This is a genomic window from Streptomyces armeniacus, from assembly GCF_003355155.1.
Lineage (GTDB): Bacteria > Actinomycetota > Actinomycetes > Streptomycetales > Streptomycetaceae > Streptomyces > Streptomyces armeniacus.
In genome coordinates, this window is the sequence record NZ_CP031320.1 from 997,876 (window position 1) to 1,012,856 (window position 14,981).

Genomic DNA, 14,981 nt, shown 5'->3' on the forward strand with positions numbered 1-14,981 from the left:
TCCGCTGGCCTCTCCGCCGGTTTCGGTGGCCGGTCTCCGGTGCCGACCGCGTACATCCTCCTCTGTGGCGAGCGCCACAGCGGGAGAGTCCGGATTCTCCCCGGCCCCCGGGAAAGGATAATCCACACTGGATCCAAAATCCGATCTGCCGCTAGGGTGCCCCCAGCCGGGCCGGCACGGGCCGCGGCGCCGTACAGCTTGGAGGCCCGAATGACGTCGTCGCCCGTTCACCCCTTCGACCTGCTCGCCATCGACGGGCTGCTGTCCGACGAGGAGCGCGAGATCCGCGACACCGTACGGGTCATGGGGGAGCGCGAACTGCGGCCGCATGTCGCCGGCTGGTTCGAGGAGGGCGCCATCCCCGCCCGCGAACTGGCCCGCCGCCTCGGCGAGATCGGCGTGCTCGGCATGCACCTGGAGGGCTACGGCTGCGCGGGCACCAACGCCGTCGCGTACGGCCTCGCCTGCCAGGAACTCGAAGCGGTCGACTCCGGACTGCGCAGCCTCGTCTCCGTACAGGGCTCGCTCGCCATGTACGCGATCTGGAAGTACGGCTCCGAGGAGCAGAAGCAGCAGTGGCTGCCCGGCATGGCCGCCGGGGAGAAGATCGGCTGCTTCGGCCTCACCGAGCCCGACGCCGGCTCCGACCCGGCCGCGATGCGCACCAACGCCCGCCGCGACGGCTCCGACTGGGTGCTGAACGGCACCAAGATGTGGATCACCAACGGCTCGGTCGCGGACGTCGCCGTCGTCTGGGCCCGCGCCGAGGAGGGCGTACGCGGCTTCCTCGTGCCGGCGGGCAGCCCCGGCTTCGGCACCCCCGAGATCAAGGGCAAGCTGTCCCTGCGCGCCAGCGTGACCAGCGAACTGGTGCTGGAGGACGTACGGCTGCCCGCCGACGCGATGCTCCCCGGAGTGCGCGGCCTCTCCGGACCGCTCGGCTGCCTCACCGAGGCCCGCTTCGGCATCATCTTCGGCGCGCTCGGCGCGGCACGCGACTGCCTCGAGACGGCCCTGTCGTACGCCGCCGACCGCACCGTGTTCGCCCGCTCCCTGGCCTCGTACCAGCTGACCCAGCAGAAGCTCGCCGACATGGCCCTGGAGCTCGGCAAGGGCATGCTGCTCGCCGTGCACCTGGGTCGGCTCAAGGACGCCGGGGAGCTGACGCCCGAGCAGGTCAGCGTGGGCAAGCTGAACAACGTACGGGAGGCGATCGAGATCGCGCGGCAGTGCCGCACGATCCTCGGCGCCAACGGCATCACCCTCGAGTACCCGGTGCTCCGCCACGCCAACAATCTGGAGTCGGTGCTCACGTACGAGGGCACCAGCGAGGTGCACACCCTGGTCGTCGGCAAGGCACTGACGGGTGAGGCCGCGTTCCGCTGACCCCGCCCCGTGGTGTGCCGGTCAGCGCTCCAGTCGCCGGGCGAGCCAGTCCAGGGCGAGCGGGTAGCGGTAGTCGATCCCGCCGTGGCCCGCGTCGAACAGCTCGAAGTACACCCGCTCGTCCGGCAGTCCGGCCTTCGCGATCTCCGCGCGGAACGCCTCGGCGCCCACGTCGAGATACCACTCGTCACGGGTGCCCGCGTCGATCCACACGGCCCGCAGCGACCGTACGGCGTCCGCGTACCGCGCGACCATCCGCACCGGGTCCCAGTCCAGCCACCGCTGCCACTGCTCGGGCCGCAGCACGCCGGTCACCGGGTCGAACGGCAGCTCCGGCGTGCCGTCCTCGCGCGCCGAATAGCAGGCGGCGAGGCCGAGCATCATCACGAGCGTGCCGTCGTCCTGCCCGGTGAACGCCGTCCGCGAGCGGAAGTCCGCCCACCAGCGCATGATGTCGTGGTCGTACGCGCGCAGGGCGCGGACCGACTTCGCGAACTCCTCCGCGTAGCTGAACTCGTAGAGGTTGTCGCCGGCGTGCGTGGCGAGCGCGCCGAACAGGTCGGGGCGCAGCATCGGCGTGATCATCGCGCCGAAGCCGCCCGACGACTTGCCGGAGACGGCGCGGGAGTTCGGGCCGCGGAGCGTGCGGTAGCGCTCGTCGACCCAGGGCACGATCTCCTCGCAGAGATACGAGTGGTATCTGCCGGTGCCCGGCGAGTCCACGAACTGCGAGCCGCCGTACGCCGTCCACGCGTCGACGTAGACCACGACGCAGCCGGGCGTGCCCCCGGCGAACGCGGCGTCCGCCGTCTCCACGAACGGCCGGCGGAACGGCTGGCGGTTCGCCCACATGGAGAGATGGCCGGTGTAGCCCTGGAGGACGTACACCGAGGGATAGCGGAGGTCCGGGCTGTCGTCGTAGCCCGGCGGCACGTACACCCACAGGGGGCGCTCGTACGGATCACCCAGCGGGTTGTCCCGCAGGAGCCGCGAACTGACGGTGTGGCGGTCGAGCCGGCCGGCGAGCTCCGCGTCCCAAGGCAGCATCAGGCAAGTGAAGCACGCCCGCCGAGTGCCCGGTCAACCGTGCGGTCAACAGCCGTGCGGGGCCCGCCGGTTCCCGCGGCCCGCCGTGACCGGCTGCTACGGTCACTTTCGATCACCGTCACCGGCGGAAGGGCACCAGCAGTGACCACCGACAGCACGGCCCGCCGGTCCACGGAGCCCGCCCCGGCGGACCGCGCGTACATCGGCTCGTTCACCTCTTCGGGCGGCCGCGGCATCACCACCGCCGTGATCGACACCACCGACGGCGCACTCCGTCCCGTGCACCACACGGACCGGGCGCTGCCCGACCCCTCGTACCTCCTGGCCCGGCCCGGACTGCTCTACGCCGTCTGCGAGACCGAGCAGGGCACGGCGGCGGCGCTGTCCCTGGCCGACCGGGACCGGCCCGTGCCGCTCGGCGAACCGGTGCCGGTACGCGGCGCCGCGCCGACGCATCTGACGCTCGCCGCGGGCCGGCTGTTCACCGCCAACTACACCTCGGGCAGCGTCAGCGCGCTCCCAATGCGCGCGGACGGCACACTCGGCGGCCAGCCCTCCGTACACCCCCACCACGGCGGCGGACCCCACCCCGACCGGCAGCGCGGGCCGCACACCCACGCGGTGGTGGCCGCGCCGTCCGGGCGGTGGCTGCTCGCGGTGGACCTCGGCACCGACTCGGTGTGGATCTACGCCCTGGACGGCCCGGACTCGGTGGAGCGCGGCGACGAGGTGCGTCCGCACGGCGAGGTCCGGCTGCGGGCGGGCAGTGGGCCGCGCCAGATCGCGTTCCACCCGGGCGGCGCGTACGCGTACGTCACCGGCGAACTCGACCCGGCGGTCACGCTGTGCCGCTGGGACGACACCACGGGCACGCTGGAACCCCTCGCCGAGACCCCGCTGCTGCCCGCGGGCGCGACCGGCGAGAGCTACCCGTCGGAGCTGGTGGTGCGGCAGGACGGGCGGTTCGCCTGGGCCGCCGTACGCGGCCAGGACGCCATCGCCGTCCTGGCGCTCGGCGGGGACGGCGGCACGGTGGAACCGGCGGGTACCGTCCCGTGCGGCGGGCACTGGCCGCGCGGGCTGGCACTGCACCCCGGCGGGCAGTGGCTGTACGCGGCCAACGAGCGCTCCGGCGACGTCACCTGGTTCACGCTGGACGACCGCACGGGCATGCCGCGGCGCGGCGGATCGGTGGAGGCACCCGCCGCCTCGTGCGTCGTCTTCGGCTGAACGGCCCGCGGGCGCTGGGCGCTGGGCGCGCGCCTCAGCGCATGGGCATGCCCTGCTGGGGCTGCTGCGGCAGGCCGAGCTTCGCGGCGTACGCGGAGGCCACGAGCTTGCCCAGCGACGGGTACGCGCCCAGCGGCTCCGCCGACGGGCACTCCGCCTCCTCGGACGCCGCCGCCAGCAGACCCTCCGGGACCTCGGGCCCGATCAGGCACGGCGCGACCGCGAGCTGCTGCGAACCGGACTCACGCAGCTGGGTGGCGATGCGCCCCACAGCGCCCTCGTCGTCCAGGCCCGCCGCGAGCACCGGCACCGCCAGCCGCGCGGCCAGCAGCATCCCCGTGATCCCGGCCGCCTGCACGGCGTCCTCGCCGCCGATGGTGGCCAGGATGATGCCGTCCGCCGCCGTCGCGACGGTGAACAGCCGGGCCCGGTCGGCACGGGCGAGACCCGCCTCCGACAGCTTCACGTGCACCGCCTCCGCGAGCAGCGGGTGCGGGCCGAGCACATCGGTCAGCTCCGAACCGGAGCCGCTGCTGAGCACCGCCTGCCGTATCTGCCGCATCTGACTGGCGTCCGGACCGGCCAGCAGCGGGACCACGACGGCCGCGGGCGCGTCGTCGAGGCCCTCCGTGGGCGGCTCCTCCGTGGCGCCCTCGGCGCTGCGCTCCGCCGCGGCCTCCGACAGGACCTTGTCCAGAGCGGGGAATTCCTCGCCGCCACCGTCCACATAGCCCACCCGGGCGTCCAGGCCGGGGAGCTCGGAGCGCGCGATGCTCACGATCTCGGCGGCCAGGCCCCGCGTCGCCGTGGACGGCTCACCGGGAACGGCGAGCACCAGCGCCGGAGCGTTCTCCGGCGCCACGACAGGCTCGGGCCGGCGGTGCCGTCCGGACTGACGGGGACGCGGCATTCGTACAGGCAGGCCATTGTCCGGCCCAGTGGGGGAGCTCATGTGGCCGCATGTTAATGCCTTGGTGGGGGTGGCTGTTCGGGCGGGGGAGGACAGTCCGGTTATGTGTGTTTTGCCCCGCGTGTCGCTGTGCACTCTCCGGCGTGTTCGCTCAGCTCACCGTGAGCAGGGACGGGTCCGGCGGGAGCCGCAGGGAGTCCGTGCTCAGCCGGGATGCGATCAGCAGCGCGCCGTCCAGTGGATCTCCCGCGGTCTCGGCGGCACGCGCGTGCGGCAGCCGTACGGCGAGCTCCTCGCGGACGGGCTCCAGCAGCACCGCGCCGGAGCGGAACAGGCCGCCGGTGAGCGCCACTTCGGGGCGGGCTGCGGGGGCTGCGGGGGCTGGGGCGGAGTCCGTGGCCGGGCAGGCCGCGGCGGCGCACATGGCGATCTCGGCGGCGGCCCGGCGGACGATCCCGGCGGCGACCGGGTCGGGGCTCCCCTCCGATTCCCCGCCCGCACACCGGATGACCTCCGGCGCGAAGGCCGCCAGCACCGCGGGACGGTCCGTACGCGGATACAGCTGCCCCGGCAGACCGGTCAGCGGGCCGAACATCCGCTCCGCCCGCTCCCGCAGCGCCGTCGAGCCGCCCTCCCGGCCGTCGTGCGCCCGCATGGCCGCCTCCAGCCCGGCACGGCCGATCCAGGCGCCGCCGCCGCAGTCGCCGAGCAGATGCCCCCAGCCGTCGGCCCGGCGCCAGGACCGCAGGTCCGTGCCCACCACGATCATTCCGGTGCCCGCCGCGACGACAGCTCCGGGGCGCTCGCCGAGCGCCCCCGCGTACCCCGTCACGGCGTCGGCGGCCAGCGCCAGCCGGCGCACGCCCAGCGCGTCCGCGAGGGCGGACGGCAGCTTCTCGCGCAGCTCCTCGCCGAGTGTCGCCATGCCGGCCGCGCCCACGCACGCGGCGTCGACGTGTCCGCCGCCCGCGTCGGCGAGCAGCGAGCGGGCGGCGGGCAGCAGCTGCTCCAGCAGATGGCCGGCGTCGATCCCGGAGGCGCTGGTACGCACCGGCTCGGGCGAGCTCGTACGGCCGACGGCGGGCGGCGCACCCGTCGTCCGGGGCGCGTCCGCTGCCGGGGGTGTGGCCGCGTCGGCCCGTGCCAGCGCCGTACGCAGGCCGGAGCCGCCCGAGTCGACGCCGAGGACCCAGCCGCCGGTCACGGCAGGCGCCAGTCCACCGGCGCCGCCTCCTGCTGCGCCAGCAGGTCGTTGACCCTGCTGAACGGGCGGGAGCCGAAGAATCCGCGGTCGGCCGACATGGGGGAGGGGTGCGAGGACTCGACCGCAGGGAGGCCGCCGAGCAGGGGGCGCAGATTGCGGGCATCCCTGCCCCACAGCACGGACACCAGCGGGCGGCCCCGGGCGACGAGCGCACGGATCGCCTGCTCCGTGACCTCCTCCCAGCCCTTGCCGCGGTGGGCGGCGGGCTTGCGGGGCGCCGTCGTCAGCGCCCTGTTGAGGAGGAGCACGCCCTGCTCGGTCCACGGGGTGAGGTCGCCGTTGGACGGGCGGGGGAGCCCGAGGTCGCTGTTCAGCTCCCGGAAGATGTTCTCCAGGCTGCCGGGCAGCGGGCTGACCTCGGGAGCCACCGAGAAGCTCAGCCCCACCGCGTGGCCGGGTGTCGGATACGGGTCCTGCCCGACGATGAGGACCCGGACCTCGTCGAAGGGCTGCTGGAAGGCGCGCAGTACATGTGCGCCCGCCGGCAGGTACGTTCTCCCGGCGGCGATCTCCGCGCGCAGGAAGTCGCCCATCGCGGCGACTCGTTCGGCCACCGGCTCCAGTGCCTTGGCCCAGCCCGGTTCAACGATCTCATTCAACGCTCGTGCAGCCACGAGCGGTCACTCTAGTGGCTCCGCGGGGGCGCTCCGTCCACTTCCGGCCGCCCGCCCGTACCCGTACCGCCCAGCCCCGCAGGGGAGTTCGGGACGGGGACGCGACCGCGACGACGGTACGAGCGGCGCAGGGTGACGGTGGCGTGCGTCGTGGTCAGCCGATCACCGCCGCCCGTACGCACAGGACGTCCGGCAGGTGCCGGGCGAGCTGCTGCCAGCTGTCGCCGTCGTCGGCGCTGGCGAAGACCTCGCCGTTGCGGTTCCCGAAGTAGATGCCCGCCGGGTCGGCGTCGTCCGTGCACATCGCGTCGCGCAGCACGGGTCCGTAGTGCGCGGACTCCGGCAGCCCCGTGCTCAGCTCCTGCCAGCTCGTCCCGCCGTCCTCGGTCCGGTGCACCCGGCAGCGCCGCTCGGCGGGCACCCGGTCCGCGTCGGCGTTCAGCGGAAAGACGTACGCCACGCCGCCCCGACGGGGGTGGGTGGCGACCGGGAAGCCGAAGTCGGACGGGAGGCTGTCGCCAATGGACGTCCAGCTCGTGCCGCGGTCGTCGCTGCGGTAGACACCCCAGTGGTTCTGCAGATAGAGCCGGTCCGGGTCCACCGCGTCCCGTGCGATCTTGTGCACGCACTGGCCGTGCTCGGGGAACCGCTGGGCCTCCGGCAGGAACGTCGCCTGCACGCCGCGGTTGCACGGCTCCCAGCTCTCGCCGCCGTCACCTGTGCGGTACGCGCCGCCGGCGGAGACGGCGATCGTCACCGCGTCGGGGTCCCGCGGGTCGACCAGCACCGTGTGCAGGCCCAGTCCGCCGCCGCCGGGCATCCACGTCTCACGGGTCGGGTGGTCCCACAGCGAGCGGACGAAGTCGAAGCTCGCGCCGCCGTCCGTGGAGCGGAAGAGAGCGGCGGGCTCGGTGCCCGCGTAGACCACACCGGGCGCGGTGGGCCCGGCGGGCTGCAGCTGCCAGACCCGTTCCAGCGAGGTCTCGGTGTCCTGCGGGAACTTCACGGCCGGCCGCTCCGGCTCGACCCAGGTCGCGCCGAGATCGTCGGAGTGGAACACCGAGGGGCCCCAGTGCGCGCTGTCGCCGCCGACCAGCAGTCGGGGCCCGGAGGCAGGGCGGGTGTCGATGCCGATGGAGTAGACGGCCTGTGCGTTGAAGTGCGGTCCGTCGAACTCCCAGCCAGGGGCGCCGCGCTCGCCCTCGGGTCTGCGGGCCAGGAACAGGCCCTTCCGTGTGCCTACCGCGAGCAGTACATCCGCCATGCTGGAACACCCCTCCGGGACGTCGGTGTCTGAGGTACTGAGCAGTCTGCACCTCAGGACTGACAACCGGCCCCCGGAGGGCGTCCCCGCAGCTCAGCGGCGCGTGTGCGGGGAGTCCGGCAGGTCAGGCGCCGCGTGCGTACTGCGGCGGCACGGCGGGCTCGCGGCCGAGCTCCCGCGCCGCGCGGTGCGCCCAGTGCGGATCGCGCAGCAGCGCGCGGCCCAGCAGCACCGCGTCCGCCTCGCCGTTGGCGAGGATCTTCTCCGCCTGCCCCGTCTCGGTGATCATGCCGACGGCGGCGACGGGCAGCTCCGTCTCCGCCCGCACCCGGGCCGCGAACGGCACCTGGTATCCGGGGCCCGCCGGGATGCGTACGCCCGAGGCGTTGCCGCCGCTGGAGACGTCCAGCAGGTCAACGCCGTGCGCGCGCAGCTCCGTCGCGAAGCGCACCGTGTCCGACACCGTCCAGCCCGCGTCGTCGTCCAGCCAGTCCGTGGCCGATATGCGGAAGAACAGCGGCAGCTCCGCCGGCCACACCTCGCGCACGGCGTCCACCACCTCGAGGGCGAAGCGCGTGCGGTTCTCGAACGAGCCGCCGTAGGCGTCGTCGCGGTGGTTGCTGTGCGGCGACAGGAACTCGCCGATCAGATAGCCGTGCGCACCGTGGATCTCCGCCACCTGGAAGCCCGCGTCCAGCGCCCTGCGTGCCGCGTCCGCGAACTGCCCGGCGACCTCCCGTATCTGATCTTGCGTCAGCTCGTCCGGCACCGGATGGCCTTCGGCGAACGGCAGCGGGCTCGGCCCGTACGGTCGCCAGCCGTCCGCGTCGGCGCCCAGAGGCGCACCGCCCCGCCAGGGGAGGTCGGTCGACGCCTTGCGTCCGGCGTGGGCGAGCTGGATGCCCGGAACCGCTCCCTGCTCCTTGACGAAATCCGTGACCCGCCGCAGCGCGGTGGCCTGCGTGCCGTTCCAGATGCCCAGGTCGGCGGGGCTGATGCGGCCCTCGGGGCTGACGGCGGTGGCCTCGACCATGACAAGGCCCGTGCCGCCGGTGGCGCGTGCCGCGTAGTGGGCGAAGTGCCAGTCGGTGACGGCGCCCGTGTCCGGTCCGCTGACCGCCGCCGAGTACTGGCACATCGGCGACATCCAGATGCGGTTCGGAATGGTCAGCGACCGGAGGGTGTACGGCTCGAACAGTGCGCTCACGGCGGGTTCTCTCCTGATCTCGGCTCTGGGGTCCCGGCACGGGCCGCGCCGGCCCGGGTGTCGGACCGGCACGGGGCGTCCCGACCCGGGGTCCGGGCGGGCGGCCACAAGTACGATAGGCATCGTAGTACGTGGGATGTCAAACTACGAGAGTTCTCGTACAATGAATCCCGTGACCCCGAATCCCTCGAATCCCCCGAAGACGCAGCAGATGTCGACGCAGCAGATGTCAGAGCCGAAGGCGGAGGCGCGCCGACTCCCGCACCCCACGCGCCTGGAGATCCGCCTCGAGGGGGTGCTGCACGCGCTCGCCGACCCGGTGCGCCTCCAGGTCGTGCGGGAGCTGGCCGCCCGGCCGGACGAGCTGGCCTGCTCGTTCTTCGAGCTCCCGGTCAGCAAGTCCACCACCACGTACCACTTCCGGGTGCTCCGCGAGAGCGGCGTGATCCGGCAGACGTACCACGGCACGGCGAAGATGAACTCCCTGCGCGAGGACGACCTCGAGGCGCTCTTCCCGGGCCTCCTCGGCTGCGTCCTCACCGCCGACGCGCGGCAGGGCAGACATCACCCGGAGGGATGAACGCCCGTTCAGTCCCCGCCCTGCGCCGCCGCCAGCAGCCCCTTCCAGTCCGCGATCTTCACCCGGGACCGGTCCAGCGTCTGCCCCAGCTCCTCCTCCGCGGCCTCGATCGCCAGCCAGCCCGGCCACTCGACGGGCTTGCACCCGGCGTCCCGCAGCGCGTCCAGCGGGTCGCGGTCCCGCGGCCCGGCCGTGCGCAGCAGCTCCGGCGCGTCCGCGGTCAGCGAGGCCACCGTCTCCTTGGCGCAGGGGCGGTTGGTGCCGATCACGCCCGTCGGGCCGCGCTTGATCCAGCCCGCCACGTACTCGCCGGGCGAGACCGCGCCATCCCGCAGCACCCGCCCCGCCTCGTGCGGCACGGTGCACGTCGCGTCGTCGAACGGCAGCCCGGGAAGCGGCACTCCGCGGTAGCCCACCGAGCGGAGCACCAGCTGCGCCTCGATCTCCTCGTGGCGGCCGGTGCCCGTCACGCCGCCCGTGCCGTCCGGCGCGGTCCGCTCGAAGCGCACCGCGCGCACCGCGCCGGTGCCGTCGTCGAGCAGCTCCACCGGGCGCAGGAAGAAGCGCAGTTCGACGGCGCGCGGGTGTTCGCGCTCCGTACGCGCCGCCCAGTCGCGCAGCACGCCCACGTTGCGGCGGCCGACCGCCGGCAGCACGGACGGGTCCGCGTACGTGGGGTCGAGCGCCAGCTCCTCCTCCCGTACGAGCGCGTCCGCGCTGGGCAGCGTGCCCAGTTCGCGCAGCTCCTTGGTGGTGAACTTGGCCTGCCCGGGGCCGCGCCTGCCCACCATCGAGATGTGCCGCACGGTGCTGGCCGCCATGTCGCCGAGGGCGGCGTCGGGCACGTCCGTGTGCCGCAGTTCGTCCGCGCCGCGGGCCAGGATGCGCGCCACGTCCACCGCGACGTTCCCCACGCCGATGACCACGGCCGAGCGTGCGTCCAGCGCGAAGCCGCGGGCGGCGTCCGGGTGGGCGCTGTACCAGGACACGAAGTCCGTCGCCGAGTGGCTGCCGCGCAGGTCCTCGCCGGGGATGCCCAGGTGGCGGTCGGTGGCGGCGCCCACGCAGTACACCACCGCGTGGTACATGCGCAGCAGGTCGGCGGGGCGGAGGCGCTCGCCGCCCACCTCGACGTTGCCCAGGAACCGCACGCCCGGCTGCTCCAGTACGGAACGCAGGTTGTTCTGCAGGGACTTGATCTTCTCGTGGTCGGGCGCCACGCCGTAGCGCACCAGACCGTACGGGGCCGGCAGCCGGTCGAGCACGTCGACCGCCGTCCGTGGACCGTCGTTCTCCCGAGGCGCGAGGCCCTGCGCGGCGTACACACCGCTGGGCCCCGAGCCGATGACCGCAACGCGCAGCAGATCCGACACCGCAGGGTCCTTCCCGCCGGGGTCACCAGGATCGCACCGCGAGGGCCGTCGGCGGGAGTACGCCGTCCGGCCGTCTTGGCCGAGGGCGCCACCGAGCGCCGAGCGCCGTGCGCCCCGCGCACCCCCGTACGCCGTGCGCTACCGCTGTGCCGGGAACTGCGACGGGGTCTTGCGTTCCGCCGCCGCCAGCCTCGGCCGCTCGACCTCGGGCGGCACGCCCAGCTCCCAGTCCAGGCCGTAGCGGCCGAACAGCTCCGCGCGCAGCCGCGCTATGGGCATCGGCGCGCCTGGCAGCAGGACCGCCACCACGGCGCCCATCAGCAGCGCGCGGAGCAGCGGATAGTCGGTGTCCGGGTCGGGGGAGCCGTACAGCGAGACGGTGCGGTGCAGCACCGCGGCCAGCTGCTGCTGCTCGTCGCACTGGACGAAGCCCTCGTTCTGCAGGATCCCGGCCATGTGCGCGCGCATCAGGACGGGGCGGTCGCGGGCCAGCCCGAGGATGGCGTCGATCGCGCGGGCGAGGGCCTCGCGGCCCGCGTCCGGGCCCTCGGGCAGCGGGTGCCGGTCCAGCGCCTCGGTCAGCGTCAGATGCATCAGCCGGTGTACGGCGGACTGGAAGAGATGGCGCTTGCCGGGGAAGTAGTACGAGATCAGCCCGCGTGCGGAGCCCGCGTGGTCCGCGATGTCGCCGAGGGTCGTCGCCTCGTACCCGCGGGTCCCGACAAGATCGACGGTCGCCTGCAGCAGACGCTCGCGTGAGCGTCGGCGCAACTCTTCATTGACCGATGCGCTCCGAGGGGACATCCTGTAACTCCTGCGTTGACTGGCTACGGGCCAATATACTCGCCGGGTCTTCGGGTGCCGCCCTGCCGAGGGGCGGGCATCCGGCAAGCAGCCGATATCGGGGCGACGCGGGGGATCGCCCCGATATCGGCATCTCACCTGGGGAGACGCCCGCGGTGCCGGACGCGCGGCCCGGACATCGTCACCCGATCCGGCCGAGCAGCGGTGCAAGCCCGCGGGGGCGCCGCTCCACCGGCAGGTGGTCCACGAAGTGCACGGCGCAGCCGATCTCCGCCGCGCCCCCGTCCGCCCTCCGGTCGTCCCCGACCATCAGCACGTCCTCGGGCGCGAGTCCGAGGGCCTCGCAGGCGGTGCGGAACAGCTTCGGCTCCGGCTTCTGCACACCGTGCTCGAAGGACAGCACGTACTCCCGCACGAACGGGTCCAGCCCGTGCGCCCGGAACACCGGCCGCAGGTCCCAGCCGATGTTGCTCACCACCGCCACGGGTATGCCCCGCTCCCGCAGCTCGCCGAGCACGCTCCGGGTGTCGGCGTACGGCTGCCACGCCTCCGGCGTCATGTGCCGGTCGTACAGCGCGTCGTACAGCTCCTCGCGGGGCAGCGGCACCGTACGCGCCACCGCCGTGTACGCGGCGCGGTGCAGCTCCGGGGTGCGGTCGCGCTCGTGCCACACCGCCTCCAGGCCGGGCGGCAGCGCCAGCGGCGACGGGCCGCCGGGCAGCGCGCCCGCCTCCTCCAGCAGCCGCGCGCAGCGCGCGAACTCGTCGTCCGGCAGCGGGACTTCCGCCTGCTCCAGCACCGCGTGCAGCCAGTTCGACACCGGCTCGACGCGCAGCAGCGTGCCGGAGAAATCGAAGAGCACACCCTTGATCGTCATATGGGGATCCTCTCCAACCGGCGCTCCCGCTGCCAAGCGTCGGCCGCGGCGGCGCACGCCGTGACGGCGAAGCCCAGCAGGCACCCGACGACCACGTCCGTGAGCCAGTGAACGCCCAGGTAGATCCGGGTGAACGACACGCCCGCCACCGAGACTCCGGCCACCGCCGCCGCGGACCACCACAGCGGGCCCGGCGCGTGCAGCCGCCGCGCCGCCCACAACAGCAGCCCGCAGGTCAGCGCCGCGGTCATGGCGTGCCCGGACGGCATGGCGGCGTAGTCGGCGGAGTCCACGGGCCGCTCCCACTCCGGCCGTTCACGTCCCAGCACGGCCTTGAACAGCTGCTGCGCCAGCGCCCCGAGTAGCGCCGCGACCGCGACCTGCGCCGCCAGCGCCCGTTCGGTACGGGACCACAGCCACAGGACGGCGGCCGCCGTCAGCGCCCGCATCGTCCACGTGTCCCACACCCAGTCCGTGAAGATCCGCGCCGTGTGCGTCCACCCCGGGTGCGTCAGCGCCGATCTGTGCAGGCCGCGGGCGACGCGCCCGTCCAGGTCCAGCAGCGGCTGCCAGCCGGCGGCCACGAGGGCGATGAGGAGCGCCGCGGACGCGCTGAGCGCAAGCGCCCACGCGTACGGGCCGCGCGGGCGCGGGGAGTGTGCGGGATCGGGCATGGACCGATCCTCACGTACGGGCGGGGGCGCGCGCTATCGCAGGGCGGACAGTCCCGGCACGAACGCCACCAGCAGCGGCACCACCGGCACCAGCGACGCGACCGCGCCGGTGCGCAGCCGGCGCCCCACCGGCAGCCGGGGTGCGGGGGCCAGCAGTCGCTGCACGCGCTGCGGTACGAGGGCGCGCGGGGTGCCGCAGGGACCGAACACGCCGCGGTCCTCGTTGAGTTCGACGAGCGCGAGGGCGATGGTCATCCGGCCGTAGCGGCGCGAGGCGACGTCGTCCGCGGCGAGTTCGACGAGCCGGTGCACCTGGTCGCGGAACGCGCCGAAGACCGGCACCCGCCGGAACCCGGTGGCCAGCGCGTCGGCGCAGTGCAGCAGCCAGTCGTGCCGGGCGCGCGCGTGGCCCTGCTCGTGCTCCAGCACCGCGTCGAGCTGGTGTCCGCGCAGCCGCCGCAGCGCGGCCGTCGTGATGACCAGCTGCGGTGCGGCGCCGGGCAGCCACCAGGCGTCGGGGCGTTCGCCCTCCAGCACCACGAGCCGGTCGCCCTCCGCGGACTCCTCGCCGGGCAGCCGCGGGGCGCGCGCACGCAGCTCCGCGCGCCGGTGGCGGCGGCGCAGCCGCGCGTCGCGGATCTCCCGCAGCAGCATGGCGCCCGTCCAGGCGCCGCCGCAGGCGAGGAGTACGGCAAGCGGCGCGGCCCATGTCTCGTACGCGCCCAGCCGGTACGCCTCCACCACGCCGCTCGGCGCGGGGGCGAACACGTGGCCCCGTACGGCCTGCCACGCGGCGGCCGCGGAGAGCGCCATGGCCAGGACGCAGCACATGAGGACGGCCGCCACGACGCACTGCCACACCCACAGCGCGAGCACGGGCTCGCGGTCCGGCCAGGAGGAACGGGTCAGCACGCGCGGTGCGAGGGAGGCGGCGAGGGCGCCGAGGACCAGCAGCGCGAGCGGGACCATCATGGGCAACAGAGTATGTTCCGCCGACTACACCGCGGTACGCCCCCCTGCGCCGAAGTGACGCATCCCTCACGCCGCATGCCCTGCGCCGTACGCCGTACCCCGCCCGCCGTCACAGCGTGAGCAGCATCGCGAAGCTGCCGAGCGCCAGCGCCAGCCCGCACGCGTCCGCCAGCCCCGGCGGCCGGCCGGGCTCCGGGCCCCGCCCGGCGGGCGGCACGGGCGCGCCCGCCACTGCGGCCGGGATCACCCGCGTGCCGGTGCGCAGCGCGTACACCGCGAAGTACGCGAGGAGCACCCCCGTCAGCGCCGGTAGGCCGCCGGGCGCCGCCGAGTGCCCGTCATGGAGACCGCCGCCTGCGGCGGTCTCCATGACCAGCGCCATGTAGACCATCGCGGCCGCCTCCAGCGCGTGGTGGAGGCAGTGCGCGCCTGCGGTGCGCAGGCCGCACAGCGCCCACACGGTCACCGCGCCGAACAGCGCGGTGAGCGCGAGCGGCGGGACGGCGGCCACGCCGGCGGGCAGCGCCATCGCGGCCATGCCGAGCCCCATCGCCGCCTCGAGCCCGGAGGTACGCCGTCGTGCAGGCGATCCGCTGCGTATCCGTGTCAGGCAGTACGCGCCCGTCGTGCCGCACACCGCCACCAGCAGCCAGCTCACCACGGCAGGCCCGTGCATCGCGTTCCTTCCCGGTCGGTCCCGGGGAGGCTGCCCGGCGGCGGCCCGTACAAGGGAGCGCACCGGAGCAGGAAGGGGCGCGGCGGAGCCATGCCCGGAGGGC

The 14,981-nt window shown here is 74.3% G+C and carries 15 protein-coding genes; 3 read left to right on the forward strand and 12 right to left on the reverse strand.

The window, feature by feature from the left end:
* The first annotated feature begins 210 nt into the window (after positions 1 to 210).
* Positions 211 to 1,386, forward strand: a complete 1,176-nt coding sequence (locus DVA86_RS04230) for an acyl-CoA dehydrogenase family protein (RefSeq protein ID WP_208875905.1) — start codon at positions 211 to 213, stop codon at positions 1,384 to 1,386.
* A 21-nt stretch (positions 1,387 to 1,407) separates the two neighbouring features.
* Here the strand turns inward: DVA86_RS04230 and DVA86_RS04235 are convergent, their stop codons facing one another.
* Positions 1,408 to 2,433, reverse strand: coding sequence for an alpha/beta hydrolase (locus DVA86_RS04235; protein ID WP_208875906.1), 1,026 nt, complete (start codon positions 2,431 to 2,433; stop codon positions 1,408 to 1,410).
* A gap of 141 nt (positions 2,434 to 2,574) precedes the next feature.
* Here DVA86_RS04235 and DVA86_RS04240 point away from each other — a divergent pair, with 141 nt between their 5' ends.
* The gene (locus DVA86_RS04240) at positions 2,575 to 3,663 is read left to right on the forward strand and encodes a lactonase family protein (RefSeq protein WP_208875908.1); all 1,089 of its coding nucleotides are present in this window, start codon (positions 2,575 to 2,577) and stop codon (positions 3,661 to 3,663) included.
* A gap of 34 nt (positions 3,664 to 3,697) precedes the next feature.
* On the opposite strand, the gene DVA86_RS04245 is transcribed toward DVA86_RS04240, so the two are convergent.
* From DVA86_RS04245 to DVA86_RS04265, 5 genes are all read right to left on the reverse strand, one after another.
* On the reverse strand, positions 3,698 to 4,573 hold the full coding sequence (locus DVA86_RS04245) for a sirohydrochlorin chelatase (RefSeq protein ID WP_245996339.1): 876 nt from the start codon (positions 4,571 to 4,573) through the stop codon (positions 3,698 to 3,700).
* Positions 4,574 to 4,724: 151 nt separating this feature from the next.
* Positions 4,725 to 5,777 (reverse strand): N-acetylglucosamine kinase, encoded by a 1,053-nt coding sequence (locus tag DVA86_RS04250; RefSeq protein ID WP_208875912.1) that lies wholly within the window; start codon positions 5,775 to 5,777, stop codon positions 4,725 to 4,727.
* Positions 5,774 to 6,451, reverse strand: a complete 678-nt coding sequence (locus tag DVA86_RS04255) for a uracil-DNA glycosylase (RefSeq protein WP_208875913.1) — start codon at positions 6,449 to 6,451, stop codon at positions 5,774 to 5,776. The genes DVA86_RS04250 and DVA86_RS04255 overlap by 4 nt, the downstream gene beginning before the upstream one ends.
* A gap of 154 nt (positions 6,452 to 6,605) precedes the next feature.
* On the reverse strand, positions 6,606 to 7,715 hold the full coding sequence (locus tag DVA86_RS04260) for a WD40/YVTN/BNR-like repeat-containing protein (RefSeq protein ID WP_208875914.1): 1,110 nt from the start codon (positions 7,713 to 7,715) through the stop codon (positions 6,606 to 6,608).
* Between the two features lie 124 nt (positions 7,716 to 7,839).
* Positions 7,840 to 8,922, reverse strand: coding sequence for an NADH:flavin oxidoreductase/NADH oxidase (locus tag DVA86_RS04265; RefSeq protein ID WP_208875915.1), 1,083 nt, complete (start codon positions 8,920 to 8,922; stop codon positions 7,840 to 7,842).
* Positions 8,923 to 9,148: 226 nt separating this feature from the next.
* Here DVA86_RS04265 and DVA86_RS04270 point away from each other — a divergent pair, with 226 nt between their 5' ends.
* Positions 9,149 to 9,502: an ArsR/SmtB family transcription factor gene (locus DVA86_RS04270; protein WP_208884372.1), complete on the forward strand. Its 354-nt coding sequence runs from the start codon at positions 9,149 to 9,151 to the stop codon at positions 9,500 to 9,502.
* A gap of 8 nt (positions 9,503 to 9,510) precedes the next feature.
* Here DVA86_RS04270 and DVA86_RS04275 read toward each other — a convergent pair whose 3' ends face one another.
* The 6 genes from DVA86_RS04275 to DVA86_RS04300 all read right to left on the reverse strand — a co-directional run bounded on the left by DVA86_RS04275 (position 9,511) and on the right by DVA86_RS04300 (position 14,878).
* The gene (locus DVA86_RS04275; protein ID WP_208884374.1) at positions 9,511 to 10,866 is read right to left on the reverse strand and encodes an FAD-dependent oxidoreductase; all 1,356 of its coding nucleotides are present in this window, start codon (positions 10,864 to 10,866) and stop codon (positions 9,511 to 9,513) included.
* A 147-nt stretch (positions 10,867 to 11,013) separates the two neighbouring features.
* Positions 11,014 to 11,679, reverse strand: coding sequence for a TetR/AcrR family transcriptional regulator (locus DVA86_RS04280; RefSeq protein ID WP_208875916.1), 666 nt, complete (start codon positions 11,677 to 11,679; stop codon positions 11,014 to 11,016).
* Between the two features lie 181 nt (positions 11,680 to 11,860).
* Positions 11,861 to 12,556 (reverse strand): HAD family hydrolase, encoded by a 696-nt coding sequence (locus DVA86_RS04285; RefSeq protein WP_208875917.1) that lies wholly within the window; start codon positions 12,554 to 12,556, stop codon positions 11,861 to 11,863.
* Entirely contained in the window at positions 12,553 to 13,230 is a 678-nt protein-coding gene (locus tag DVA86_RS04290) for a phosphatase PAP2 family protein (RefSeq protein WP_208875918.1), read from the reverse strand. Before DVA86_RS04290 ends, DVA86_RS04285 begins: the two co-directional genes overlap by 4 nt.
* A 33-nt stretch (positions 13,231 to 13,263) precedes the next feature.
* A complete protein-coding gene (locus DVA86_RS04295) occupies positions 13,264 to 14,202 on the reverse strand; it encodes a M56 family metallopeptidase (RefSeq protein ID WP_208875920.1) in 939 nt (312 codons plus the stop codon).
* Between the two features lie 109 nt (positions 14,203 to 14,311).
* A complete protein-coding gene (locus DVA86_RS04300) occupies positions 14,312 to 14,878 on the reverse strand; it encodes a DUF5134 domain-containing protein (protein WP_208875922.1) in 567 nt (188 codons plus the stop codon).
* Between the last annotated feature and the right edge of the window lie 103 nt (positions 14,879 to 14,981).

Coding starts and splice junctions, on each gene's coding strand:
- DVA86_RS04230 (WP_208875905.1), top strand. CDS start 211: ATGACGTCGTCGCCCGTTCACCCCTTCGACCTGCTCGCCATCGACGGG.
- DVA86_RS04235 (WP_208875906.1), bottom strand. CDS start 2,433: ATGCTGCCTTGGGACGCGGAGCTCGCCGGCCGGCTCGACCGCCACACC.
- DVA86_RS04245 (WP_245996339.1), bottom strand. CDS start 4,573: ATGCCGCGTCCCCGTCAGTCCGGACGGCACCGCCGGCCCGAGCCTGTC.
- DVA86_RS04260 (WP_208875914.1), bottom strand. CDS start 7,715: ATGGCGGATGTACTGCTCGCGGTAGGCACACGGAAGGGCCTGTTCCTG.
- DVA86_RS04270 (WP_208884372.1), top strand. CDS start 9,149: ATGTCAGAGCCGAAGGCGGAGGCGCGCCGACTCCCGCACCCCACGCGC.
- DVA86_RS04280 (WP_208875916.1), bottom strand. CDS start 11,679: ATGTCCCCTCGGAGCGCATCGGTCAATGAAGAGTTGCGCCGACGCTCA.
- DVA86_RS04285 (WP_208875917.1), bottom strand. CDS start 12,556: ATGACGATCAAGGGTGTGCTCTTCGATTTCTCCGGCACGCTGCTGCGC.
- DVA86_RS04290 (WP_208875918.1), bottom strand. CDS start 13,230: ATGCCCGATCCCGCACACTCCCCGCGCCCGCGCGGCCCGTACGCGTGG.
- DVA86_RS04295 (WP_208875920.1), bottom strand. CDS start 14,202: ATGATGGTCCCGCTCGCGCTGCTGGTCCTCGGCGCCCTCGCCGCCTCC.
- DVA86_RS04300 (WP_208875922.1), bottom strand. CDS start 14,878: ATGCACGGGCCTGCCGTGGTGAGCTGGCTGCTGGTGGCGGTGTGCGGC.